Annotated in this window: 24 protein-coding genes; 13 read left to right on the top strand and 11 right to left on the bottom strand. The window is 66.9% G+C overall.

Annotated features, from left to right (window positions below):
- Positions 1–6 precede the first annotated feature (6 nt).
- Positions 7–1,044 (bottom strand): TIGR03617 family F420-dependent LLM class oxidoreductase, encoded by a 1,038-nt coding sequence (locus tag EJK91_RS13245; protein WP_125079161.1) that lies wholly within the window; start codon positions 1,042–1,044, stop codon positions 7–9.
- 113 nt (positions 1,045–1,157) lie between these two features.
- On the opposite strand from EJK91_RS13245, the gene EJK91_RS13240 reads away from it, so the two are divergent.
- From EJK91_RS13240 to EJK91_RS13220, 5 genes are all read left to right on the top strand, one after another.
- Positions 1,158–1,697, top strand: a complete 540-nt coding sequence (locus tag EJK91_RS13240) for an FKBP-type peptidyl-prolyl cis-trans isomerase (protein WP_125079171.1) — start codon at positions 1,158–1,160, stop codon at positions 1,695–1,697.
- A gap of 6 nt (positions 1,698–1,703) precedes the next feature.
- Positions 1,704–2,354 (top strand): maleylpyruvate isomerase family mycothiol-dependent enzyme, encoded by a 651-nt coding sequence (locus EJK91_RS13235; RefSeq protein WP_125079160.1) that lies wholly within the window; start codon positions 1,704–1,706, stop codon positions 2,352–2,354.
- Positions 2,355–2,428: 74 nt separating this feature from the next.
- Positions 2,429–3,442 carry an NADP-dependent oxidoreductase gene (locus EJK91_RS13230; RefSeq protein ID WP_125079159.1) on the top strand — a complete coding sequence of 338 codons (1,014 nt, stop codon included), beginning with the start codon at positions 2,429–2,431 and terminating at the stop codon, positions 3,440–3,442.
- A 57-nt stretch (positions 3,443–3,499) separates the two neighbouring features.
- A complete protein-coding gene (locus EJK91_RS13225) occupies positions 3,500–4,102 on the top strand; it encodes an FKBP-type peptidyl-prolyl cis-trans isomerase (RefSeq protein ID WP_024441305.1) in 603 nt (200 codons plus the stop codon).
- 12 nt (positions 4,103–4,114) lie between these two features.
- The gene (locus EJK91_RS13220; RefSeq protein WP_125079158.1) at positions 4,115–4,480 is read left to right on the top strand and encodes an RNA-binding S4 domain-containing protein; all 366 of its coding nucleotides are present in this window, start codon (positions 4,115–4,117) and stop codon (positions 4,478–4,480) included.
- A 4-nt stretch (positions 4,481–4,484) separates the two neighbouring features.
- Here the strand turns inward: EJK91_RS13220 and EJK91_RS13215 are convergent, their stop codons facing one another.
- Positions 4,485–5,273: a transglycosylase SLT domain-containing protein gene (locus EJK91_RS13215; RefSeq protein WP_444850819.1), complete on the bottom strand. Its 789-nt coding sequence runs from the start codon at positions 5,271–5,273 to the stop codon at positions 4,485–4,487.
- A gap of 245 nt (positions 5,274–5,518) precedes the next feature.
- Between EJK91_RS13215 and EJK91_RS13210 the strand changes: the two genes are divergently transcribed.
- Complete coding sequence (locus tag EJK91_RS13210; RefSeq protein WP_125079156.1) at positions 5,519–7,105, top strand: FAD-binding protein; 1,587 nt, start codon at positions 5,519–5,521, stop codon at positions 7,103–7,105.
- Here the strand turns inward: EJK91_RS13210 and EJK91_RS13205 are convergent.
- Together EJK91_RS13205 and EJK91_RS13200 are read right to left on the bottom strand one after the other, a co-directional pair.
- Positions 7,102–7,488: a hypothetical protein gene (locus EJK91_RS13205; RefSeq protein ID WP_125079155.1), complete on the bottom strand. Its 387-nt coding sequence runs from the start codon at positions 7,486–7,488 to the stop codon at positions 7,102–7,104. The two genes, EJK91_RS13210 and EJK91_RS13205, sit on opposite strands and share 4 nt — an antisense overlap.
- Positions 7,488–7,862, bottom strand: a complete 375-nt coding sequence (locus tag EJK91_RS13200; RefSeq protein ID WP_125079154.1) for an NYN domain-containing protein — start codon at positions 7,860–7,862, stop codon at positions 7,488–7,490. The genes EJK91_RS13205 and EJK91_RS13200 overlap by 1 nt, the downstream gene beginning before the upstream one ends.
- Positions 7,863–7,885: 23 nt before the next feature.
- Here EJK91_RS13200 and EJK91_RS13195 point away from each other — a divergent pair, with 23 nt between their 5' ends.
- Positions 7,886–8,668 carry an enoyl-CoA hydratase/isomerase family protein gene (locus tag EJK91_RS13195; protein ID WP_125079153.1) on the top strand — a complete coding sequence of 261 codons (783 nt, stop codon included), beginning with the start codon at positions 7,886–7,888 and terminating at the stop codon, positions 8,666–8,668.
- 80 nt (positions 8,669–8,748) lie between these two features.
- Here the strand turns inward: EJK91_RS13195 and tpx are convergent, their stop codons facing one another.
- The 3 genes from tpx to EJK91_RS13180 are packed head-to-tail and all read right to left on the bottom strand — an operon-like array spanning position 8,749 to position 11,375.
- Positions 8,749–9,246, bottom strand: coding sequence for a thiol peroxidase (tpx, locus tag EJK91_RS13190; protein ID WP_024441312.1), 498 nt, complete (start codon positions 9,244–9,246; stop codon positions 8,749–8,751).
- A 57-nt stretch (positions 9,247–9,303) separates the two neighbouring features.
- Positions 9,304–10,449, bottom strand: a complete 1,146-nt coding sequence (locus EJK91_RS13185) for a hypothetical protein (RefSeq protein ID WP_125079152.1) — start codon at positions 10,447–10,449, stop codon at positions 9,304–9,306.
- Positions 10,449–11,375: a metal-dependent hydrolase gene (locus EJK91_RS13180; RefSeq protein ID WP_024441314.1), complete on the bottom strand. Its 927-nt coding sequence runs from the start codon at positions 11,373–11,375 to the stop codon at positions 10,449–10,451. The genes EJK91_RS13185 and EJK91_RS13180 overlap by 1 nt, the downstream gene beginning before the upstream one ends.
- 81 nt (positions 11,376–11,456) lie before the next feature.
- Here EJK91_RS13180 and EJK91_RS13175 point away from each other — a divergent pair, with 81 nt between their 5' ends.
- The 3 genes from EJK91_RS13175 to EJK91_RS13165 all read left to right on the top strand — a co-directional run bounded on the left by EJK91_RS13175 (position 11,457) and on the right by EJK91_RS13165 (position 15,475).
- Complete coding sequence (locus EJK91_RS13175) at positions 11,457–12,068, top strand: TetR/AcrR family transcriptional regulator (RefSeq protein WP_125079151.1); 612 nt, start codon at positions 11,457–11,459, stop codon at positions 12,066–12,068.
- Between the two features lie 105 nt (positions 12,069–12,173).
- Positions 12,174–12,605: an MmpS family transport accessory protein gene (locus tag EJK91_RS13170; protein ID WP_024441316.1), complete on the top strand. Its 432-nt coding sequence runs from the start codon at positions 12,174–12,176 to the stop codon at positions 12,603–12,605.
- Positions 12,602–15,475, top strand: a complete 2,874-nt coding sequence (locus EJK91_RS13165; RefSeq protein ID WP_125079150.1) for an MMPL/RND family transporter — start codon at positions 12,602–12,604, stop codon at positions 15,473–15,475. The genes EJK91_RS13170 and EJK91_RS13165 overlap by 4 nt, the downstream gene beginning before the upstream one ends.
- Positions 15,476–15,543: 68 nt before the next feature.
- Here EJK91_RS13165 and EJK91_RS13160 read toward each other — a convergent pair whose 3' ends face one another.
- Positions 15,544–17,376, bottom strand: coding sequence for a fatty acyl-AMP ligase (locus EJK91_RS13160; RefSeq protein ID WP_125079149.1), 1,833 nt, complete (start codon positions 17,374–17,376; stop codon positions 15,544–15,546).
- 86 nt (positions 17,377–17,462) lie between these two features.
- Positions 17,463–17,828: a hypothetical protein gene (locus tag EJK91_RS13155; protein WP_241178695.1), complete on the bottom strand. Its 366-nt coding sequence runs from the start codon at positions 17,826–17,828 to the stop codon at positions 17,463–17,465.
- A 230-nt stretch (positions 17,829–18,058) separates the two neighbouring features.
- Between EJK91_RS13155 and aceA the strand changes: the two genes are divergently transcribed.
- Complete coding sequence (aceA, locus tag EJK91_RS13150; RefSeq protein ID WP_125079148.1) at positions 18,059–20,359, top strand: isocitrate lyase ICL2; 2,301 nt, start codon at positions 18,059–18,061, stop codon at positions 20,357–20,359.
- 31 nt (positions 20,360–20,390) lie between these two features.
- Here the strand turns inward: aceA and EJK91_RS13145 are convergent, their stop codons facing one another.
- The gene (locus EJK91_RS13145) at positions 20,391–21,038 is read right to left on the bottom strand and encodes an HD domain-containing protein (RefSeq protein ID WP_024441321.1); all 648 of its coding nucleotides are present in this window, start codon (positions 21,036–21,038) and stop codon (positions 20,391–20,393) included.
- A gap of 32 nt (positions 21,039–21,070) precedes the next feature.
- Complete coding sequence (locus EJK91_RS13140; RefSeq protein ID WP_036457404.1) at positions 21,071–21,787, bottom strand: SDR family oxidoreductase; 717 nt, start codon at positions 21,785–21,787, stop codon at positions 21,071–21,073.
- A 249-nt stretch (positions 21,788–22,036) separates the two neighbouring features.
- Between EJK91_RS13140 and EJK91_RS13135 the strand changes: the two genes are divergently transcribed.
- Together EJK91_RS13135 and EJK91_RS13130 are read left to right on the top strand one after the other, a co-directional pair.
- Entirely contained in the window at positions 22,037–22,678 is a 642-nt protein-coding gene (locus tag EJK91_RS13135; protein ID WP_125079147.1) for a UbiX family flavin prenyltransferase, read from the top strand.
- Entirely contained in the window at positions 22,675–24,267 is a 1,593-nt protein-coding gene (locus EJK91_RS13130; protein WP_046300423.1) for a UbiD family decarboxylase, read from the top strand. Before EJK91_RS13135 ends, EJK91_RS13130 begins: the two co-directional genes overlap by 4 nt.
- Positions 24,268–24,278 lie beyond the last annotated feature (11 nt).

Genomic DNA, 24,278 nt, shown 5'->3' with positions numbered 1-24,278 from the left:
TACCTCTCAACGCTCCCGAAGGGTGTGCGGCCCGGCCGAAATCCGCTGGGCGATCTCACCGTATCGCTCGAAGCGCTCCGGATCGCCGAGCGCGTTGTAGAGCACCAGGCGCGTCGCGACACCCCCATACTTGCCGATCAGCTTGTCTGCCAACTCATCCCACGTCGACTCGGTGGCGAACGCGGCAAGGTGTTCGTCGCTGATCTGCGCGGCCATCCCGGCGACGTCGCCGGCCTTCTGCTTTTCACGGATCCGGGCGGTGGTGCCGTCGAACCCGGCCTCATCCCAGATGAAGGCGTAATTCGGGGTGCTCCCGTAGAAGCTCAGACTGGCCCGCACCAGTTCCCGCTCCTTGTGCCGCTCTTCATCGCTGTCGCCGACGATCGTCATCGCGGGAACGATCACGGCGACCTCCGACGGGGAGCGGCCGGCCTTCGCGGCGCCTTCGGCCAGCTTCGGCACCACGTGACGCGCCAGGTAGCCGGGCTCGCCGAGCGGGTGAACGTGCACGCCGTCAGCCACCTCGCCGGCCATCCGCAGCATCCACGGATTCACCGCCGCGACATCGACTTTGGGGTCGGGTGCATCGATCGGCCCCGCACTCCACTGCGGAGTGATGAAATCCAGCTCGTAGAAGTCTCCGTGATGATCCAGCTTTCCGGTTCGGAAGGCGGCGAAGCACGCCTTGACCGCGAGCACGTAGTCGCGCAGCCGTGGACCGGGACGGTCGAATGCCGCGCCGTAACGCCGCACCACATGGGTACGCACCTGGGTGCCGAGCCCCAGCCGGAAGTTGCCGCCGGTCGCCTCCTGCAGCTCCCAGGCTGTGGCCGCCGTGACGAACGGACTGCGGGGAAAGGCCACCGCGACACCGGTCGACAGCTCAAGCCCAGGAGCGGACTGAGATGCGATCGCGGCATTCAGATACGCCGTGCGACCGGCTTCGGTGAACAGCAGACCGGAGAAACCCGCCTTTTGGGTGTTGCGGGCCAGGTCGCAGGCCTTGGCCAACGGCTGGGGCAGGGCCATGACGTCAATGTGCACGTGGCTGAGACTACGTGCCGAGTCCCTGCTGACGGGGCTACTTTGCGTCTGTCATCGGGTCGCAGGTCGTGCCCGACGCGGCCTGTAACGTGGCGGGCGTGAAACCCACTCGGATGCACTCAGTCGTTGCTGTTGCGGCCAGTATCGCGGCCATCGCCCTGCCCTTCGCGGCAGCAGGAACGGCCGTCGCCGCCGACACCTGCCCCACCGCCGCACCGGTCGGCGGCGCGCCGGAGTGGACCCTGACCGGGGCCACCGGCAGCGTCGCAGTCACCGGATCGACCGAAACGGCCGCGCCCCGGGTGGACGTCGCGGCGCCGTTCAGCGTGACCTCAACCCAAGTGCACACCTTGCAAGCAGGCAGCGGCCCGGTGGTCCCGGCCACGGCCAAGGTGTCCGTCTGCTACATGGGCGTCAACGGACGCGACGGGTCGGTGTTCGACAGCAGCTACAAGCGCGGCGCTCCGGTGGACTTCCCGCTCGACGGCGTCATCCCCGGATTCCAGAAGGCGATCGCCGGCCAAACGGTCGGATCCACCGTCGCGGTGGCCATGACCTCTGCCGACGGCTACCCCGACGGCCAGCCCAGCGCCGGGATCCGGCAGGGCGACACCCTCGTGTTCGCGATCAAGATCCTGGGCGCCTCAGGCTGATCGGCGGTGGCGCTCGCCGAGGACATCGAGGCGGAACGGGCGGCACTCACGAACTCGTTGAGTGCAGCCGGGGCCTCGGCGCACTCCGGGTGCGGGTCGTGGACCGCGCGAGACCTTGCGGCTCACCTGGCCGCCGAGGAACGCCTGGGGGGCTTCTCGACGTTCATCGCGCGGTCGCTGGTAGCGCGCGGAATCGCGGTTCCGGCGCCACCGCGGTTGGTGGAGTTCGCAATTCGCCGTGAGCACCGCTACGGCTTCACCGAGCTGATCGACCGGCTGCGACAGCCACTGCCGCGACTGCTGCTGCGATCACGGGTGGCGCCGCTCACGCTGTTCGAGTACTGGACCCATCACGATGACCTGGCCGCCGCCAACGGCGCCGACCATCCGGCGCCGGAATCACTACGACAGGCCATTGCCCCACTGCTGCGCTATCAGCACGCAAAACTGCCCGCGGGCACGACGATCAGAGCCAGCACCGACGCTGGCGACGTCCTGGCATACGTGGGCCCCCGGACGCACCAGGCGGTGCTGGTGCACGGTACGCCGGCCAACCTGGTTCGCTGGCTGGCGGGACGCCAGGCCCGAGCCGACGTCGAGCTGACCGGTCCCGCCGCCCAGGTGCAGGGACTGCGAACGTTCGCAGGCAACATATGAAGTTGTCTTGCGTTGTCCCCCAACTGATTTAGCAATTATTGCCAGGGGTCGTCCGCATCCGGTAGCGTGCGCTCATGACCGATCGCAATCGCCGCTTCCTTCTCCGCGAACGCCCAACCGGCCGCATCGGCCCGGACACCTTCGAACTCAGCCAGCAGGCGGTGCCGGAGATCGGCGACGGCGAGGCGCTGGTGCGGGTCAACTGGATCTCACTGGACCCGACCAACCGGATGTGGATCAACGACACTCCGTCGTACCTGCCGCCGGTCGGCATCGGCGAGGTGATGCGCGCGGCCGGCCTCGGCGTCGTCATCGCGTCGAACAACCCGAATTATCCGGTCGGCCAGACCGTTCAGGGCCTGACCGGCTGGCAGGAGTACGTGGTCGTCTCCGACACCATGCCGTTGTTCCCGGTCGAGGTTGCCGACGGCGTCTCCCCCAGCGCCTACCTGGGCGCCCTGGGCATGACCGGGCTCACCGCGTGGGTCGGGATCCGCGACATCGGCAAGCCGAAGCCCGGTGAGACCGTCGTCGTCTCAGCGGCGGCCGGCGCGGTCGGTTCGGTCGCCGGACAGCTCGCCAAGGCCGGCGGCGCCCGGGTCGTCGGGATCGCCGGCGGACCGGAGAAATGCGCGCTGCTCACCGATCAACTCGGTTTTGACGCGGCGGTGGACTACCGCGCCGACGACTGGGCCCGCCAGCTTGCCGCCGCGACGCCCGACGGCATCGACGTCGACTTTGAGAACGTCGGCGGCGAGATCATGGATGCGATCTTCGCCCGGGTGAACGTCGGCGCGCGGATCGCGCTCTGCGGGCTGATCTCGGGTTACAACGAGACCGATCCTCCGCCCGGACCGCGCGCGTTCGGCAACCTGCTGATCCAGCGCGCCACCCTCAAGGGCTTCATCGTCCTCGATCACTTCCTTCAGGCACCGGAGGCCAACGCCGAGATCTCCGAGCTGATCGCCGCCGGCAAGCTCACCCCGCTGGAGACCGTCGTCGAGGGCTTCGAGCAGCTGCCGACCGCGATCAACATGCTGTTCGACGGCAAGAACGTCGGCAAGCTCGTGGTGAAGATCGCCGGATAACGCCGCCGGGCCCACGCCACCAGGCCGGGCTGTAGCGTGGCCAAGGTGAATTCGCGTATGCCTCGATTCGTCGTACTCGCCGCCGGTATCGCCTCGGTGGCGGCGGCGCTCGCCGGTTGCGGCGGCTCGGACAGCACCTCGTCGTCGAAGACGTCGTCGGTCACCGACCTGTTCCTGCCCCCGAACGGCGAAACCGTCACCGCCTGCCCCTCCACGCCACCGGCTGAAGACGTGGCCGCGGACTGGACGTTGAAAGGTGTCACCGGCAGCGTCGCGGTGACCGGCTCCACGAACTCGGCCGCGCCGAGCGTCGTCGTGAAGGGGCCGTTCAAGGTGGCCCAGACCGAGGTGCACACGCTGCACGCTGGCGACGGTCGCGTCGTCGGTGACCACGCGACGGTCTCGGTCTGCTACATGGGCGTCAACGGACGTGACGGGTCGGTGTTCGACAGCAGCTACGAACGAGGCAAACCGGTCGACTTCGGATTGGACCGCGTGGTCCCGGGATTCCAGAAGGCCATTGCGGGCCAGAAGATCGGCTCGACCGTGGCGGTCGCGATGGTGCCCGCCGACGGCTACCCCGAGGGCCAGCCTGCCGCCGGCATCCTTCCCGGCGACACGCTCGTCTTCGCGATCAAGATCCTCAACGCCTCACGCTGAGCCCGGGACGCCATGGAATCGAGCCGGGTGGACCGGTGGCTGTGGGCGGTGCGGATCACCAAGACCCGGCCGGACGCCGCGGCGGCATGCCGCGGCGGACATGTGCGGGTGAACAACCGCCCGGCCAAGCCGGCGACCGCGGTCTCACCCGGCGACGTGGTTAGCGCTGTGGTGGGCGATCGCACCCGAATTGTCGAGGTGCTGCGGGTGATTCAGAAGCGGGTCGGTGCGGCCGACGCGGTGACCTGCTACCAGGATCGGACTCCGCCGCCCCCACCGGAATCCGCCACCGCGATGGCCACCCGGGACCGCGGCGCCGGACGGCCGACCAAACGGGATCGCCGGGAGCTGGACAAGTGGCGGGCCCAACAGCGCTGAGCGATCACTGCGGGTGCGCAGCCAGATACTCCGCCACCGGAATCCGCGACGTCGAGACATAGCCGATCGGCAGCAGCAGATCGCCGGCGGTGGTCCGGTAGTAGGTATCCCAGCGGTAGTAGCTGGCGAACCCGGCCGGATCACCGCCGATGACCGCGGCGTAGTCGTTGACCGCCCGCACGTAGTGGTCGGAATGGTTGTAATTCCAGATCGCCTTGTCCCGATTGGTGGCAAAACCGTTGGCGGCCAACAGACGACCGGCCGCCATGATGGCATCGCGCGGAGAGTGGATGTCTCCCCCGTTGCCGTAGGCCGCGAACGTCGACGGCAGGAACTGCATCGGTCCCTGGGCGGCGTCATCGCTGACCCCGTTGATGCGGCCGAAGCCGGTCTCGACGAAGTTGATCGCCGCCAGGTAGTTCCACGGCACCCCGGATGCGGCCTCGGCCGCCCGGTAGCTGGCCAGCAATTCGTTCGCCGGGACCGGCGGGACCACCCGCCAGGGCGGCATGGTGGGCTTCGGGTCGGTGAGCGCCATGAGTTGCCGGCGGGCATCGATGTTGCGGTCGTAGACGTCGAGCAGCGCCGCCGGGATCTGCGGCCGGGCGATCGCATCCCACTCCGGGTGCGCGCCGAGGGTGCGGTAGGCGACCTGTTGGCGGCGGGCCGCGGCCGCCAGCACCTGCTCGGGCGACGACGTATTCCGCAACGCCTGATCGGCCGCGACCAGGTCGGCGGCCAACGCCGCCGGATCGGCCCCCGGTGCCGCGCCGGCAGGTAGCGCCGCCGTCATCGCACAGCCGAACGTGACAACCAGCGAGGCGGCCAGGCGCCGCAACCGAACAGCCATGCCGTTCATCTTCTCCCGTGAGCCGCCGCGAACCGCGCAGGGCGGCCGATCGGAGCGTCCCAGGTCACCTAGAACACGTTTCGCTTTGGCACGTGGGCCGACCGATCACTGCTGGTCACCTGAGTAAGCGGCGGACTAGCGACTGTTAGATTGAGGACCGTTCAGCTCACGTCATCAAGGGAGAGCGCATGACCAGCACCAGCGTGACGACCGACGTCGTCATCGTCGGGTACGGCGCGGCCGGTACCTCGGCCGCGATCACTGCCCGCGAACTGGGCGCCGAAGTCATCGCCGTCGACCGTGCCAACGGCGGCGGTGCCACCGCGATCTCCGGCGGGATCATCTACGCCGGCGGCGGCACGTCGGTCCAGAAGGACGCCGGGGTGCACGACACCGCCGAACAGATGCTGGACTATCTGCGTCTGGAGGTCGGCGACGCGGTCCGTCCGGAGACGCTGAAGCGCTTCGTCGACGGCAGCCCGGAGATGATCGACTGGCTGCAAGCTCGCGGGGTGCCGTTCAACTCCGGGCTGTGCCCCTACAAGACGTCCTTTCCGAACAACCGCTACTACCTGTACCACTCGGGCAGTGAGAACGCCGGGGCCTTCCGCGCCCACACCCCGCCGGTGCAGCGCGGTCACCGCGCCTACGGAAAAGGCACGTCCGGCAAGAAGATCTATGCGCCACTGGCCGAGGCGGCCCGCAAGCTCGGTGTGGACTTCCGCCCGCACACAGAAGTCACCGAACTGCTGCAAGATCCGTCCGGCCGGGTGACCGGCGTGCGAGCCACCACCATGGGTCAGGCGCCCCGCCGGATCCAGCGCCGCTACGCCCGCCTGGCGGCGCTCTCGTCGAAACCGGGTGTCTACTACCCGCCGCTGCGCGCGGCGATGGACCGGCGACTGGCCAAGCTGCAACAGCGCTACGGCCAGACCGTCGAGATCATCGCGCGCCGCGGGGTGATCCTCTGCGCCGGCGGTTTCATCGCGAACACCGAGTGGCGCAAACGCTACGCGCCGGAGTTCGACGGCGGCCTGCCCCTGGGCACCAGCGGCGATGACGGCAGCGGTATCGCGCTGGCCCAGAGCGTCGGCGCGGTGACCGACCGGATGGACAACGTCTCGGTGTGGAAATTCATCACACCCCCGAGCGCCTTCATCTCCGCGATCATCGTCGACGCCGACGGCCGGCGGGTGATCGACGAGTCCCGCTACGGCGCCGCGGTCGGACAGGCGATGGTGAAGAACCACGGCGGTCAGGGCTGGATCCTGGCCGACGCCCGCCTGATGTCGGAGGCCCGCCGCCAACTGTTGACCCAGACGCTGTGGTTCCAGCGGGCGCAGGGCGCCGCGCTGATCTTCGGTGCGGCGGTGCGGGGCGCCACGCTGGCCGAGGTGGCTCGCGCCGCCGGCATCGACGCCGAGGGCCTGCAGGCCACCGTCACGGCGCACAACGAGGCGATCGACTCCGGCTCCGAAGACCCGGCCGGCAAACCCGCCGATTTTTGCCGGCGCATCGATCAGGGGCCGTTCACTCTGATGGATATCTCGGTGCGGACCAACGTCTTACGCCCCACCCCGATGCTCACCCTCGGTGGCGTCCGGGTCTCAGAGGACACCGGCGAGGTGGTCGATGCCGTGGGCAATCCGATCCCGGGGCTCTACAGCGCCGGCCGCACCGCGATCGGCATTGCCTCGCAGTCCTACGTCAGCGGGTTGTCCATCGCGGACTGTGTGTTCGCCGGACGCCGCGCGGGGGCCAGCGCGGCCGGCTAGCGCTGCGCTTCCACGAAGTAGCCGCGCGGCGCGTCCGGCCCAGCCCCTGCGGTGACCGACGGAAACCAGCGGTTCCACATATTGCCGGGCTCGGCCACATCGGTCACCACCGCCGACCAACCGTGTCGTTCGGCGAGCTCTCCGGGAGCGTCGGTGCCGAACAGCCACGGTGAGCCCTGCTGCGCCATGGACTGCAGCAACGGCGCCATCGACGGCGCTTCCTGCAGCGACTTGCCGACCACGTCGTACAACAGCACCGAGCCGGGTGCCAGCTTGTCCGCAAACGGATCGGCGAACAGCGCGTCATCGCGCGCGGATTCTTTGGCCCGGATCGCGGCGACCAGGATTCCGGTGCTGGCCACGGCTTCTCCGGTGCGGTGCATCACCGCTCCTCGATGAGCCTGCGGAAACGTGCCGCCGGGAAGGTGGCCGCGCCCGCCGAAGTGACTCGCTCCACCAGGGCGAGATCGGAGGTCGCCACGGTGATGTCCTGCGTTCGGTCGTCGGCCCGGACCAGCCGCACGATCTCATCGTCGGCGGAGTTGACCCCGGGTCGCGGCGCCGCTGCGATCGTGATGACGTCCGATTCGATGGGCGGCGACGGCGGCTTTTCGAAGACCACCGTGACCTGCCCGTCTTGCGCCGGCGCCCAAGATTCCAGCTGTCGGGTCAGACGGGCCATGGCGGCGTGGCGGTCTTTCCACCAGCCGTCCGGACGCGCACCGATCACGTTCATCGCGTCGACAATCCATCGCACCCCTCCGACGGTACGGTGCAGAAATGCGCGCCACGCCCCTGGTCACCTATGAGTGCCACGATCACATCGCGACCATCACCCTGAACCGGCCCGAGGCCCGCAATGCCATCAATGGGGCGATGCGCACCGATCTCAACGCCGCCTGGGACCGGTTTCGCGCCGACGAGGACGCCTGGGTCGGGATTCTCACCGCCGAAGGCGACGTGTTCTGCGCCGGCGCCGATCTCAAGGACTCGGCGGGCGCGGTCGGCACCTTTCCCGGCACGTTCTGGGAGAAGCCCACGATCAACTCGTTCGAATCCGGTATGGAACTCTTCAAGCCGACCATCGCCGCCGTGCACGGCCCGTGCGTGGGATACGGCCTCACCGGACTGTTGTTCTGCGACTTCATCATCGCCGGCACCGATGCGGTCTTCCGGTTCCCGGAGGTGACCCTCGGCGTGCCGACCATCGTCGGGGCGATCCGGCTGCCGCAGCGGGTGGGCTGGGCCAACGCGATGGAGCTGCTGTTGACCGGGGAGCCGATGAGCGCGCAACACGCCAAGGACATCGGCCTGGTGTGGAAACTCGTCGAGCCCGGCGCTGTGCAGGGGACGGCCCGAGCTTGGGCACGCACCCTCACCAAGGCCGCTCCCCTGGCCCAGCGAGCCACCAAGGAAGTGGCGTGGCGCAGCACCGACATGAGCTGGATCGACGCCGTGCGGTTCGGCGAAACGATGCGCAAGGTCGCCGCAGCGACCGACGACGTGGCCGAGGGACTACAGGCCTGGCGGGAGCAGCGGCCGCCGCAGTGGCGGGGCCGCTGACCTCCCGAGCGGCTGGGTCCATGCGGCGGTCCCAGCTTCGCCTCTTCTCCGTCGAGGCTCGCTGAACCGCCGGGCGGGGCTCAGGCCCCGGTCAGCGCGGCCAGCGCCGCGTCGTAGTTCGGCTCCTGGCCGATCTCCGGCACCAGTTCGGTGTAGGCGACGTTGCCGTCTGCGCCGATCACCACGATCGCCCGGCCCAGCAGGCCGGCCAGTGGGCCATCGGCGATGGTGATCCCGTAGTCGGCACCGAAGCTATCCCGGAAGCCCGAGGCACTGGTGACGTTCTCGATGCCCTCGGCACCGCAGAACCGCTTCAGGGCGAACGGCAGGTCGTTGGAGACGCACAGTACGGCCCCACCGGCGGCCGCCCGCTCGTTGAAGGTCCGCACGCTGGTCGCACAGACCGGGGTGTCGACCGACGGGAAGATGTTCAGCAGGACCGGCTTGCCGGCGAACTGCCCGCTGTCCACCACGCTAAGGTCGGTTCCGGTCAAGCTGAACGCCGGTGCTGCCGAACCGACGGCCGGCAACTCGCCTACGGTGTTGATCTGGTTTCCCTTTAACGTGATCTGCGCCATGGCAACAGTCTGCCAAGCGCGTCAATCAGCGTCCACGGCGGGCCGCAGTCGCCGAGCTCAGCGCCCGGCGACCACCGGCTCGGGCTCCTGGTGCGGCTCCAGGACCGGCGGGACGGTCGCTGCGGCCACCACGCTCAAGGAGGCCACCACGAAACACAGCACCACGTACCACAGGCATCCCACCGGGTCGCCGTTAGCGGTCACCCCGCCCGAGGCATCCAGGTAGGCCGGCAGGGCCGTCAACCACAGCACCGTCATGACGGACAGATACGCCGCGGCGTAGCGGACCATCAGCGGGTTGTCGTAGCGGCCGGCGGCAGAAGAATTCAGCCGCAAGCGCCGCCACTGAATGATCAACACCGGAATGGCCACCGCGGCGATGACGAGAAGCTCTACGGCGTAAGCGATCCCGATCAGCCTGCCGCCGGTAGCGGCACCAAGCAGGGTCGCCGGCAGCGGCAGGATGCCGGTACCGAGCGAGGCCAGGACGCCGATGACGATCGTTCGCCACAACACCTGCAGGCAGGCGAATCTCCGGCCGTGATCGACCTGGCGACCGACCAGCAGTTGGACACAGAAGGCCAGCGAGGCCGGCCAGAGCGCCGCGAACACCACGACGCTGCCCATCGGCACCGAGGTGAACATGGGTTGGTTCAGCGGGTTGTCCACCGACCATTCCCACCAGCGCAGCTGCGGGCCGAGGTGGTCGAAGATCTCGTAGAACGCGTGGTGGACGAAGCCCACGCAGATGGCCCCGACGATCGTTCCGTAGCGGCGGAACACGCCCAGGATCCGGACGATCTCGAAAGAGATGGTGGCCATCATCGGATAGATCGCGACGATGTACAGCGGGAGCCGGCCCCACATGAACTCGACGGTGAACAGGTTGTGCGCGAACATCGTGTCGACATGATCGGCGATGCCGAACGCGCCCGGGAAATACAGCGGCGGTTCGATGATCAGCAGGTAGGCGATCGCCCCGAACCACAGCGCCAAGTTGGTGGCATCGCCGCGGCGGTACCGGATGATTGCGTAGATCAGCGCCAGCACGGCCCCGGTGATCACGGTGATCTCCAGAACCGGCAGCGTCCAATTCTCCAGCTGCAAGGGGTTGCGGAATTCCAGCAATCCGCCGGCCTCACCGCAGGAGAAGCCCAGCGACTCGGCGAGGCGCTCGAATGTCGGGGTACACAAGTCGGGCATCAGGCGCTCTTCTCCTCAGCGGTGTACCACTTGGTCACGTCGTAGCCGTCGTCATAACGGGCGAACCACTCGTTGGCCAGGACCGGGATCTTTTCGTGAGCCGGTTTGTGATTGGGCAGCTGGCTGCGGATGATACCGGTTACGGCGGTGACCATTTCGCGCTTCGGCAGATGTTTGAAGGCATCGGCGACCGGGCCCTCCTTCGCGGGCCAGCCGAACGGAACCCGCCGCCGCCAGGCCTGCTTGGCGCGGTAGGTGCTGAACAGTGACAGCGCGTCAACCTTGCGGTCTTCCAAGGGAACGTGGCGATTGAAGCCCTCGCACGCCACCTTGATCACACTCATCACGTGTTTGAAGATCGACGGCGCCATCCGCATCCGGTACCAGGGGTCGTTGATGACGTGGTCGTAGATGATCAGCGCGGAGCTGCGGTGCTCGACCTCCTCCACGAAGTGCCACAAGAACAGTGACGCCACCCGGTCGTCGCCCGGAGCGAAGAGGGTGTTGTCGTGGTCGAGCATCAGCTTGAAGACCGGCGTGAAGGTGGCCTCGAGGTCGGCGGTGTAGGCCAGCCGGTAGTCCAGTGATTTCTCGGCGGCCATCTTGTCGAACATGGCGTTGCATTCGTCGACGGTTTCCTTGAGTCCCGGGTAGGCCCTGACCAGCGCCTTGGCATGGCCGCGGTGGGCCATCGAGTGCTGACCCTCCTGGCGCACGAACGCGTCGGCCTCTTCGGCGACAACGGGGTCGGTGATCAGTGGCATCGCCTCGGCGATCATGCCGCCGATCATCTTCTCGAAGCCGATCGCCAGCAGCGAGACAGCGTTGGCCATCGACGAGAACGCCGGGTTCGCTTCGTTCCACAAGAACGGGACGGGGTACTCGGCGAACGCGAACCGCAGTTTGCGCACGATCAGGTCGGTCATCGCCACCTCAACTCAAAACATACAACTGGACGTCTTCGCGTATGATTGTTCGATGCTCCAAGCTTGTCAAGCAGGTCACTGATGGCACGCCGCCGCGGCTGGGGCGGCAACCCGCCGCACACCGACGAGGAAGCCGGACGACGGATCATCGCCGCGGCCGTTGAGCTGGTCGCCAAGACCGGTTCGGCGGTGTCGCTGGCCGACGTCGCCGCCTCACTCGGGGTGATCCGCCAGACGGTGTATCGCTACTTCCCCACCGCCGATGCACTGATGCGCGCGGTGGCCATCGCCTCCGTCGATGACTTCCTCGACCGGCTCACCGACCACGTGCACGGCATCGGCGACCCCGCCGACGCGCTGACCGAAGGCGCCGTCTACACCCTGGATGCGGTGGCCCGCTCCCCGCACCTGGGCGCCATGTTGTCGTCGTCTTCGGCACACAACCGGGAGATGGCCTCCGAGGAGGCCCGCGTCTTCGGGATGCGAATGATCGAGCGGTTCGACGTCGACTGGAAGCAGTACGGCTACGACCAAGCCGCGCTGCGCGAACTCGTGGAGTTCACCCTGCGGATCATGCTCTCGTTCGTCGTGGCGCCCAACGACCCAGATCGATCCCCCGACGAGCTGCGCCGTTTCCTGCGTCGGTGGCTCGGCGAAGCCGTCGCCGCGCAGGCGCGGCACGCCGTGAACTGACCACCTTCCCCATACCCCCTCGGGTACTTCAGGAATATTCATATACCCTACGGGGTATAGTATTCACGAAGAGTTGCCAGTGCAGGGAATCGAGAGGTGATGGGCATGCGCGCGTTTGTCAGCCGAGCCTGGGTGCCGGCCGTGGTCGCGTCGGCGGCGATCGTCGGAGCGCTTGCGGTCGTGAACCTGCGCAGCGTCTTCGGCGCCGACGAGATCTTCCGCTGGGACGGCAGCGGCTCGCAGGTGATCAACTCGATCAACGAAAAGCAAGTCCGTTATGAGGTTTTCGGCGCCGGCACCGTCGCGGGTTCGGTGAGTTACCTGGACCGGGAAGTCCAGCCCGCGCAGGCGACGTTCAGCGGCCTGCCCTGGAGCCACACCATCACCACCACGAGTCCGTCGGTCATCGGCAACCTGGTCGCTCAAGGCGACGGCGAGGCGATCGGCTGCCGGATCACGGTCAACGGCGCCGTCAAAGACGAGCAGGTGGCCACCGGGCATCACGCCCAGGTGTTCTGTCTGGTCAAAGGCGCATGAGCGGCCACGGCACCCTTCGCCCGGGGTATATGCGGGCGGTTCGCCGGCTGGCCTGGCCGTTGGTGATCTTCTGGCTGCTGTTGACCGTGGGGCTCAACGTGCTGGTTCCGCCGATCGAGTCGGTGGCCCGCGAGAACGCGGTGACCATGTCGCCGCAGGACGCGCCGTCGATGATCGCCGCCAAGCACATCGGCGCCACGTTCGACGAATTCGACGCCGACGCCATGGTCATGCTGGTGCTCGAGGGCGAGACCGAGCTGGGCCCCGAGGCGCACCACTACTACGACACCGTGATCGCCAAACTGGCCGCCGATCACGAGCATGTCCAGCACATCGCGGACCTGTGGGGCGACCCGATCACCGCCGCGGGCGTGCAAAGCACCGACGGCAAAGCCGCCTACGCGCAGATCAACACCGCGGGCGATCAGGGCAGCACGTTGGGCAACCAATCGGTGGCCGCGGTCCGCGCGATCGTCGCCTCGGTGCCCGCACCGGCCGGGGTCAAGGCCTACGTCACGGGACAAGCGGCACTGACCACTGATATGACCGAAGCAGCCGACAAGAGCATGCTCAAGATGATGGCCGTGACCGGTGTGGTCATCATCGTCATGCTGGCCATCGTCTACCGTTCCGCCGCCACCGTGGCACTCGCACTGGTGATGGTGGGCTTCGAAATGGGCAGCGCACGCGGCCTGGTCGCGTTGCTCGGACACCATGGCCTACTAGGCTTTTCGACGTTCGTGGTTGCGATGCTGTCGTCGCTGGCGATCGCGGCCGGCACCGATTATGCGATCTTCCTGATCGGGCGCTACCACGAAGCCCGCAATGCCGGCGAAGACCCCGAGACCGCCTGGTACACGATGTTTCGCGGTACCTGGCATGTCATCTTGGGCTCGGGACTGACGATCGCCGGCGCGTCACTGTGTCTGCATTTCGCCCGGCTGTCCTACTTCAAAGCCCTGGGCGTCCCCTCGGCGCTGGGCCTGCTGGTGGTCATCGCCGGTGCGCTCACCGTGGCCCCGGCCATCGTCGCGATCGCCACCCGACATGGCCTGCTCGAGCCCAGGCGGGCCGAGGGCCGCGGCTGGCGACGGATCGGAACCGCCAATGTTCGTTGGCCCGGTGCGGTTTTCGTGGCGGCGCTGTTGGTCACCCTGGCCGGCATGCTGGCGGTCCCCGGCATGAAGATCAGCTTCAACGACCGCTACTACATCCCCGCGAGCCTGCCCGCGAATGTCGGCTACGACGCCGCCGAACGGCACTTCAGCGCCGCCCGGATGAACCCCGATGTCCTGATGGTCGAAAGCGACCACGACCTGCGCAATCCTGCTGACATGATCATCTTGGACCGGATCGCCAAGAACATCTTTGCGACCCGCGGAGTGGAACGCGTGCAAAGCATCACGCGGCCACTTGGCAGCCCGATCGACCACACCTCGATACCGTTCCAGATCAGCATGCAGGCCGTCCCGATCCAGGAGAACCTGCAGTTCATGAACGACCGGCTGTCCGACATGCTCAGGATGAGCGACGACCTGGGCGCCACCGTCGACTCCATGGTGCGGCTGCGCGACCTGGTCAACCAGATGAGCAGCGCCACCGACAAGATGAGCGTCGACATGGCGACGGTGACCGCGACGGTCGACGAGATCCGGGACCACATCGCAGATTTCGACGATGTCGTGCGTCCGATCCGCAACTACTTCTATTGGGAGCAGCACTGCCTGAACATTCCCGCGTGCGACGCGATCCGCTCGGTCTTCGACGCCTACGACGGCATGGACAAGTTCAGCGAGGACATGCGGCCGCTGCTGGCCGACATGGCCGAGGTGAACACGGTGATGCCGCAGATGGTCGGGCAGTTCGAGCCGATGATCGCGGTGGCGAAATCCATGCAGGGCAGCCTGCTCACCATGCATTCGAGCTTCGCCGGCCTGGTGAACCAGATGTCGCGGATGACCGACACGGCCACCGAGATGGGCCGGGCCTTCGACGCCTCCAAGTCCGACGACTACTTCTATCTGCCGCCGGAGGCCTTCGACAATGCCGATTTCCAGAAGGGCCTCAAGCTGTTCCTGTCCCCCGACGGTAAGGCGGCGCGGTTCATCGTCACCTACGACGCCGACCCGGCCACGCCGAAGGGCATCGCCTTCGTCGAACCGATGCTGGCCGCCGCGCACGACGCGGTGAAGGGCACGCCGCTGACCGGCGCCAAGTTCTACCTCACCGGAACCGCGGCGGTGTACAAGGACATCCAGGTCGGCTCGACCTACGACATCCTGATCGTCGGCGCGGCGGCGGTGACGCTGATCTTCATCGTGATGCTGCTGATCACCCGGGCACTGGTGGCCTCCGCGGTGATCGTCGGGACGGTGCTGCTGTCGCTGAGCGCGGCATTCGGCCTGACCGTGGTGGTCTGGCAGCACATCCTGGGACTCCCGTTGAACTGGATCGCCCCGGTGTTCGGGGTGATCATCCTGCTGGCGGTCGGCTCGGACTACAACTTGTTGCTGGTCTCCCGGTTCCAGGAGGAGATCGGCGCGGGGATCAAGACCGGGATCATTCGCTCGATCGGCGGCACCGGCTCGGTGGTCACCGCCGCGGGCCTGGTGTTCGCCTTCACGATGATGTCGATGGCGGCCAGCGACCTGTACTCGATCGGTCAGGCCGGCAGTACGATCGGGCTCGGCCTGCTGTTCGACACCCTGATCGTGCGCTCGTTCTTGACGCCCTCGATCGCGGCGCTGCTGGGCCCATGGTTCTGGTGGCCGCAAAACATCCGGCGGGCGCGGTCGGCGCCGACCCGGCCCGCGCCCGTCGAAACCGATTCGGCTACTAACCCGCTGCCGGTGACCGTGGGATCACCGTAGGCCGAAAGTCGTACTGGGTGGCCGAGCCGCCGGCACCCAACCAAGACGCCGGTCCCCACACTGCGGTTTCAGTGCACACCGAGCGTGCCCGCCACATACTGTTCGCGGCACGCGGTGCGGCCAAGCTTGCCGCTGGTGGTGCGTGGGATGGCCCCGGCAGGGACGAAACGAACATCGGCGGCGCTCACCCCATGCACGCGCTGCACCTCCGCGCGGATGGCCGCGATCGCCGGCGCGGGATCCTTGCGGCCGGTGCCGGTCGCGCGCTCGGCGACGATCACCAACTGGTCGGCGGTCTCGGCCGGCACCGCGAACGCGACCGCATAACCGTCACGAACCATCGGGGAGGCCGCCGCCACCGTGGCCTCGATGTCCTGCGGATAGTGACCGCGACCTGCAAAAGTCATCAGATCCACCGTGCGGCCGGTCACGTAGAGCTCACCGTCGAAATAGAAGCCCAGGTCACCGGTGCGCAGCCACCTGCCGTCGGCCGGGGTCGCCCCGGCGTGGCTGCCGCGGTCCAGCCGAGACCGCAGGCGGGCGCCGAATGTGTGCCGGGTCTCCTCGGGCCGGCCCCAGTAGCCGGCGGTCACGTTGTCGCCATGCAGCCAGATCTCGCCGATCTGGGCGTCCGGCAATTCGGCACCGGCCTCGGCGTCGACGATCACCGCCGACAGACTGCGGGCCACCTGCCCGCACGACACCTGGGCCACCGCGCCCGGGGCATCGGCGGCCACCGGCACCGCGCGGCCGGCACCGAGGTGATCGCGGTCCAGGTACAGCACGCTCGGCTCCGCATCGGGAGCGATGGTGGCCACGAACAGGGTGGCCTCGGCGATCCCGTAGGACGGCTTGATGGCCGTGGCCGGCAACCCGTAGGGCGCGAACGCCTCGTTGAACGTGGTGATCGCCGCCATGTTCACCGGTTCGGATCCGATGATCATCACGACGTTCGACAGGTCGATGTCGGCGCCCGGCGCCGGCAGGCCCCGCGCCGCGGTCAGCTCATAGGCGAAGTTCGGTGCAGCGGTGACCACCCGGCCGCGCCGCGAAGCGTCCGACAGCGCCTGGATCCAGCGCTGCGGCCGGCGGATGAATGCCGTCGGCGAGATCAGCGTGGAGTGTCCCCCGTAGACCGCCGGAAATCCGATCATCGACAGCCCCATGTCGTGATAGAGCGGTAACCAGCTGAGGCCGTGCGTGTTTCGGTCCAGCATGTCGATCGACAAGATCATCTGCAGCAGGTTGGTGCCCACCGAGCGGTGCGTTACCTGCACACCGATCGGTGGCCGCGTGGTGCCCGAGGTGTACTGCAGGTGTGACACCCCGTCGACGTCGATGGCGACGTCTAGGAAAGCCTCCCCGGCCGAGTTGGGGATCTCGTCGATCACCACGACGCCGGGCCGCAACGACCGTGGCAACCGGCCCAGGAACTCCTCGACCACCGCGCGCACCGCGGTCGTGGTCAGCACCACCGTCGGAGCGGAGTCGCGCAAGGCGGTGTCGAGCCGCTCGGCGTGCCCGGGAAGTTCGGGAGCGAACAGCGGCACCGCGACGGTTCCGCATTTGACGGCCGCATAGAACCCGGTGATGTAATCGAGTCCCTGCGGCGCCAGGATCGCCACCCGGTCGCCGGGAACCGTGCGATCTTGCAGGCGGGCACCGATGGCGCGCAGTCGCTCGCCGAGTTGCGTCCAGGTCAGCTCCAGCTCCTGGCCCTCCACCGGACCGGCGTAGTCGAGGTAGCGGAACGCCACCGCGTCGCCCACGTTGGCGATATTGCGGTCGATCAGCGAGATCAAAGTGTCGCCCGGAGGGAGCACGATGCCGCCATCGGAGTCCAGGCACTCCTCGATCTGAACCAGTCCCTTAGGGGCCGTCGAGCGCTGCGACCGCGTCATGCCCGCAGTCTAAGTCTCCGAGTCGTTCGGCGAAGCGCTTGGACGTCAAAGGAACTCCACCACAATGGAGTTGGTGCGGTGATGGGTCACATAGCGGGTTCGCGCAGCGCCAGGCTGATGAACAGGTAGCCCATGCAGATCAGCAGATTCAGTGAAGCGATCATCAGGCCGGCCACGATGAGCGCGTTCATCAGGCGTCGCCGGTTGCGCCGCGCCCGGGCCAGTCGCAGCTCGTGCTTGATCTCGGTGGCAGCGAGCGCGAACGCGTAGTCGACCGATTCCGCGGACGCCAGCGGCGCGCCGACCGCCATCTGACGAAGCCGAGCGGGCGGAATGCGGACGCCCACCCCGGCGAAGCGCCGGCTCATCCGACGGGCCGCCCAGCGGCCGACCACCGCGGTCCGCGGCGCCTGCTCACAGTGTTCTGCCCACCGGTCCGACCGGTACGTCATGAACCCTGAGTTTAGCCACTTCGGCCGTCTGATCCGCTGCCTTCGGGCGAGTTCAGCGGCATCAGCGGCGCAGTGCTGAAGATGTAGACAAAACCGAACTATCGCTCAGCGTGCGGCGGCACAATACGAGGAGGAAGCACGCGCATCAACCGGTGGTTCAGCAAGCCTCAACGAAGGAAAGGCGAAGCTGGGACCGCCGCGTCCAATCGGGTGAAAGGGAGCGAATTTCCATGACGACGATCGAAACGAACCCGACGGCGAGCACACCGGTCGAACGCGATGTCGACGCCGACGTCGCAGCGGTGCAGAAATACTTCGACAGCCCCCGATTCGAAGGCATCACCCGTCTCTACAGCGCCCGACAAGTCGTCGAACAACGCGGCACCATCCCCTCCGACTACATAGTGGCGCGCGAAGCAGCGACCGCGTTCTACGCGCGGTTACGTGAGCTGTTCGCCGCGAAGAAGAGCATCACCACCTTCGGCCCCTACTCGCCCGGCCAGGCCGTGGTGATGAAGCGAGTCGGCATCGAGGGCATCTACCTCGGCGGCTGGGCCACCTCGGCGAAGGGCTCCATCACCGAAGACCCGGGTCCAGACCTGGCCAGCTACCCCCTCAGTCAGGTTCCCGACGAGGCGGCCGGACTGGTACGTGCCCTGCTCACCGCCGACCGCAACCAGCAGTACCTGCGCCTGAAAATGACCGACGAGCAGCGCGCCGCCACTCCGGCCGTGGACTACCGGCCGTTCATCATTGCCGACGCCGACACCGGGCACGGCGGTGATCCGCACGTGCGCAACCTGATCCGGCGCTTCGTCGAGGCCGGTGTCCCGGGTTACCACATCGAGGATCAGCGTCCCGGCACCAAGAAGTGCGGCCACCAGGGCGGCAAAGTGCTGGTGCCGTCTGACGAGCAGATCAAGCGGCTGAACACCGCCCGATTCCAGTTGGACCTGATGGGCGTGCCCGGCATCATCGTCGCGCGCACCGACGCGGAGGCGGCGAACCTGGTCGAGAGCCGGGGCGACGAACGTGATCAGCCGTTCATCCTGGGCACCACGAACCTGACGATCCCGTCCTACAAGTCCTGTTTCCTGGCGATGACGCGGCAGTTCTACAACTCCGGCATCACCGAGATCAACGGTCACCTGCTCTACGCCCTGCCCGAGGGCGAGTACGCCGCCGCGGACGCCTGGCTGGAACGTAACGGCATCACGGCGTTGATCACCACGGCCGCCGAAGGGTGGCGCGGTGATGGGCGCACCTCGGTGGACGGCCTCTTCGACGACATCGAATCGAAGTTCGTCGAAGCGTGGCAGAACGACGCCGGGTTGATGACGTTCGGCGACGCCGTCGCCGAGATGCTCGAGTTCGCTGAGCGTGAAGGCGAGCCCAAAGAGATGAGCGCGGCGCAGTGGCGGGAATTCGCCGCCCGGGCACCGCTTTACACCGCCCGGCAGCGGGCCGCGGAGCTCAACGCCGACCCCGGCTGGGACTGCGAACGGGCCAAGACTCCCGAAGGTTACTTCCAGGTGCGCGGCGGCATTCCCTACGCGATCGCCAAGTCGCTGGCCGCCGCCCCCTTCGCCGACCTGTTGTGGATGGAGACCAAGACCGCCGACCTCGCCGACGCCCGCGAATTCGCCGAGGCGATCCACGCCCAATACCCCGACCAGATGCTGGCCTACAACCTGTCCCCCTCGTTCAACTGGGACACCACCGGCATGACGGACGAGCAGATGCGGGCCTTCCCCGCCGAGCTCGGCAAGATGGGCTTCGTCTTCAACTTCATCACCTACGGCGGCCACCAGGTCGACGGGGTGGCCTCCGAGGAGTTCGCGGCCACCCTGTTGCAGGACGGCATGCTGGCGCTGGCCCGCCTGCAGCGCAAGATGCGACTGGTGGAGTCGCCCTACCGCACACCGCAGACCCTGGTCGGCGGGCCGCGCAGCGATGCCGCGCTGGCCGCGTCGTCGGGCCGCACCGCCACCACCAAGGCGATGGGCGCCGGATCCACCCAACATCAGCATTTGGTGCAGACCGAGGTGCCCAAGAAGCTGCTGGAGGATTGGCTGGCGCTGTGGGCCGAGCACTATCAGCTCGGCGAGAAGCTGCGTGTGCACCTGCGCCCCACCCGTCCCGGATCCGATGTGCTGGAACTGGGTATCTACGGCGAGGGCGAAGAGAAGCTCGCCAACGTGATCGTCGACCCGATCAAGGATCGGCACGGTCGTAGCATCTTGACGGTCCGCGACCAGAACACCTTCTCCGAGAAGCTGCGCCAGAAGCGGTTGATGGATCTGACGCACGTGTGGCTGATTCACCGGTTCAAGGCTGCGGCGGTGCACTACGTCACGCCCACTCAGGACAACCTGTATCAGACCGAGAAGATGAAGGAGCACGGCATCTTCAGCAGCGTCAATCAGGAGGTCGGCGAGATCATCGTCGCGGATGTGAACCAGCCACGCATCGACGAGCTGCTGGCATCCGACCGGGCGGCACTGGGCAAGTTGATCAGCAAAAAGGACTAGCGCCCGCCCCTCGGTAATGCGGTTGCCCGCACTACTCCGGCCAACCGTTGCCCAGGATGGTCTCCACGAAATCGCCGCGGACGAAAGACGGGTCGAAGTGCGCGAGCACGTCGGCGTTCACCGTGCCGAAAGTGCTGTCCGGGCGGTGCCGGACACCTTCGGTGAAGGCCTGCAGGATCCGGCGTTTGAAGTCCGGCCGCGGGTGCGCATCGGTCACCGCGTCGCGCAGATGCGCCGGCAGCTCGGCGCGGCCGATGCCGAGCACATCGGTTTCGACGCCGGCGGTGACCAGTGCGATCTCTGGATCCAAAAACTCGGGCACACCCGGGGTGGTGTGCAACGCGATACCCAACCAGACTTTGCGAGCATCGGACTCGTCGATGCCGCGCTCCAGCAGGAAGCCGCGGGCGGCGTTGGCACTGTCCACCTCGAAGCGCAGTTGCGAATCGCGATAGCGCTCGGTCAAGCCCAAATCGTGAAACATCGCCCCCACGTACAGCAGTTCCAAGTCGGGTGTCAGACCGCGTAGGCGGCCGTGCAGCGCCCCAAAGAGGAAAACCCGGCGGGAATGATGAAACAGCAGGTCGCTTTCGACGTCGCGGATGTACTCGGTGGTCTCCCGCACCAGCGCAGTGTCGGGAATCGCAACGCCGGCGATGGTGTCAACTGCTCTGGTCATTGATCTGGTTCCTTTCATTTCACGACAGGTGCTTATCCGGCGAGACTTCCGCCGCCGTCTACTCCGATGGTCTGCCCGGTGATGTATCCGGCGTCTTCGTCCAACAAAAAGCAGATCGCATGGGCGATCTCGGCCGGCTTTCCGACGCGACGCATCGGAATGTTCTGCAGGAGTGCACTTTCCCGCTCTGACCCGACCGGGCTGCGCTCGCGGTACATCTCGGTCTCCGTGGGGCCGGGCGCCACCGCGTTCACCGTGATTCCGGTCTGGGCGAGTTCCCGCGCCCATATCCGCGTACAGGTTTCCAGCGCCGCCTTGGCCGCCGCATACGGCGTACGTTCCGGAGTGCCCCGCGTGGTCAGGCTGGTGACATTGACGATGCGGCCCCAGCCGCGGTCGAGCATGCCGGGCAACACCGCCTGAACCACCTGTACGGCACTGCGAACATTCAGGTCGTAGGTCTCAAACAGGTGATCGAGGTCCACCGAGCCGATCCGGCCGAAGCGCGCGAAGCCCACGTTGTTCACGACCGCATCGACCGTGCCGTCGGCGAGGATCGTCTCCAGGGCGCTCGCGGTGGCCGAGCGGTCAGCCAGGTCTACCGAATAGAACGCTCCCGAGAAGTCGCGGGGTGCCGTGCGGGCGATACCGATCGGTTCGACGCCGGTGGCCGCCAGGCGGTCGGCCACTGCCCGCCCGATGCCCCGGGATGCACCGGTGATCAACATTCGCCGTCTGGTCTCAGGCATCGGGGTTCCTCTCCGCTCGCCACTCGCCATCCATTCTGGGTGGTGAGCAGGTGAACCAGCCGTGGCTGATCTGCCGCAGATCCCACAGATTCAGACAAACGTCGGCTCGGAACACGTGGCTGAATCTGTGGGATTCACGGCGGATTTGGCCGTCGCGACAGCTTGGCGACCGCACCAGACTGGCGGCAGTTCGCCCAGGTGGTTCCCCGCCGCGTTGGGGCCGGGCGATCGAGTGGGAGGAGGACAGCGATGCGCCTAGTAGTCGCTCTGACCGGAGCAACCGGCGCCGCCTTGGGCATCCGACTTCTGGAAACGCTGGGCGAGTTGGGGGTGGAGACGCACCTGATCCTCAGCGAGTGGGCACGCGCGACGATCAAAATCGAGACCGATGCCACCGTGGCCGAGGTCCGCGCACTGGCGACCCACAGCTACAGCGCCAGGGATCTGGCGGCAGCCATTTCCAGCGGGTCCTTCCGCACCGACGGCATGGTCGTGTGCCCGTGCAGCATGAAGACATTGAGCGCCATCCGAATCGGCTTCAGCGACAACCTGATCACCCGTGCCGCCGATGTCACGCTCAAGGAGCGACGCAAGCTGGTTCTGGTCGCGCGGGAAGCGCCACTGAGCGAGATTCACCTGGAGAACATGCATTACCTGGCGCGTGCGGGCACGGTGATCTTCCCGCCGACCGTCGCCTATTACAGCCGGCCCAGCTCCGTCGACGAGGTGACCGACTACGTGGTCGGTCGCGTCATCGATCAGCTCGGAATAGAACACTCGCTGATAAACCGCTGGAAGGACGGACCGCACCCGACCGCGAACGGCGACGCTGCGAGCGGTGAATCCGACGAGGCGGCAGCTCGGCTGACGATAGTGAGGAGAGCGAAATGACATCCGCCACAGGGCTTCCCAGTCGCACCGACATCGCTGCACCGGGCGATAGCGGTCCGGATATGCGCAGCTGGCTCGCCACCCTGGAGGCTGCGGACCAATTACGTCGCATCACCGCTCCGGTCGACTGGAACGAGGAGATCGGAGCGATCACCCGTGCCAACCTCTCCCTGGGCGGGCCCGCGTTGCTGTTCGAAAACATCATCGGACACAACAACACCCGATGCACCAAGCTCGTGACGTCGGCGCTCGGCAGCCGGCGCCAGATCCTGCTGATGTTGGGGCTGCCCGAGGGCACCAGTGATTCGCAGATCGTGGCGCATCTTCGAGATGCCTTCAAGAACCCCATTCCACCGCGCGTGGTTCAGACGGGTCCAGTCAAGGAGAACATCGTTGAGGGCGCCGCCATAGATCTGAATGAGCTCCCGGTACCGAAGTGGCATGGCGAAGACGGTGGCCGCTACATCGACACCTACTGCGGTGTGGTCACCCAAGACAAAGTCACGGGCCGCGACAACATCGGCCTGTACCGGGGCATGATCATCGACCGCGACAAGATCGCCAAACTCCTGGTGCCGAGCCAGGGTTGGGGCGGCCATATGGCGGAGTACAAGCCCGAGCCGATGCCGGTTGCCGTCGTCTACGGTTGGCATGACGTGCTGCCGTTCTGCGCCGGCAGCCCGTTCCCGAAGAGCATCTGCGAATGGGACATGATGGGCGCCTTACTCGGTCGCCCGGTCGATCTGGTCGCCTGCGAGTCGGTTCCCCTGCACGTACCGGCATCGGCGGAGATCGTGGTCGAAGGGTATATCGATCCCGACCCGGCGAACTTCGCCATGGAGGGACCGTTCGCCGAGTACCCGGGCTTCATCGGCGATGCCGCACCCGCACCGGTCTTGCGGGTCACCCGCATCACTCACCGCAACGATCCGCTGCTACGCGGAACCCTCGAGGGCATCCGGCCCGGAATGCTGAACGAGGACAGCATCCTCAACTTCGCACGATCGGCAATCACCTGGAACGCGCTCGACGACATCGGGATCGGCGGCATCACCGACCTATGGATGACAGAGGTCACCAACGGTCAGAACACCCTGGTGCAGATCCAAAAGCGCTACCGGGGCCATCCGCAACAGATCGCCGCCGCGTTGTGGGGAACCGGCGGTGCGGTGTGGTTCCACAAGAACGTCGTGGTCGTCGAGGAGGACATCGATCTGCATGACCCGGTGGCGCTGGACTGGGCCATGTCATACCGGGTCAATGCCGGTCTGGGCGATATCGCGTTCTTCGGACCAGGATTCGGGTCCTCCTTGGATCCGTCGACTCCACCGGAACGCAACGACGCCAACAAGTACGGCGCGGGCGAATGGACCCGGGTGCTCGTCGACGCCACCCGCAGCTGGGAGATCGAGCCCCGGGAAGTGTGGGGTGGGCGCCGGTTCCCGCCGACCGACCGGCTTGCTCCCGAACTGGAGGCCCGAATCGCAGCCCGGTGGGCAGAGTATGGGATCGGTATCCCCTACCTGGACGACAAGGGTCGCGAAATGCTGACCCTGGCGAAGCTGAGCAGGCGGTTTCCGGCGGTGTAGAACCGTGGCAA

The organism is Mycobacterium sp. P7213, from assembly GCF_900604305.1.
GTDB lineage: Bacteria > Actinomycetota > Actinomycetes > Mycobacteriales > Mycobacteriaceae > Mycobacterium.
This window is presented reverse-complemented; position numbering and strand designations above follow the sequence as displayed.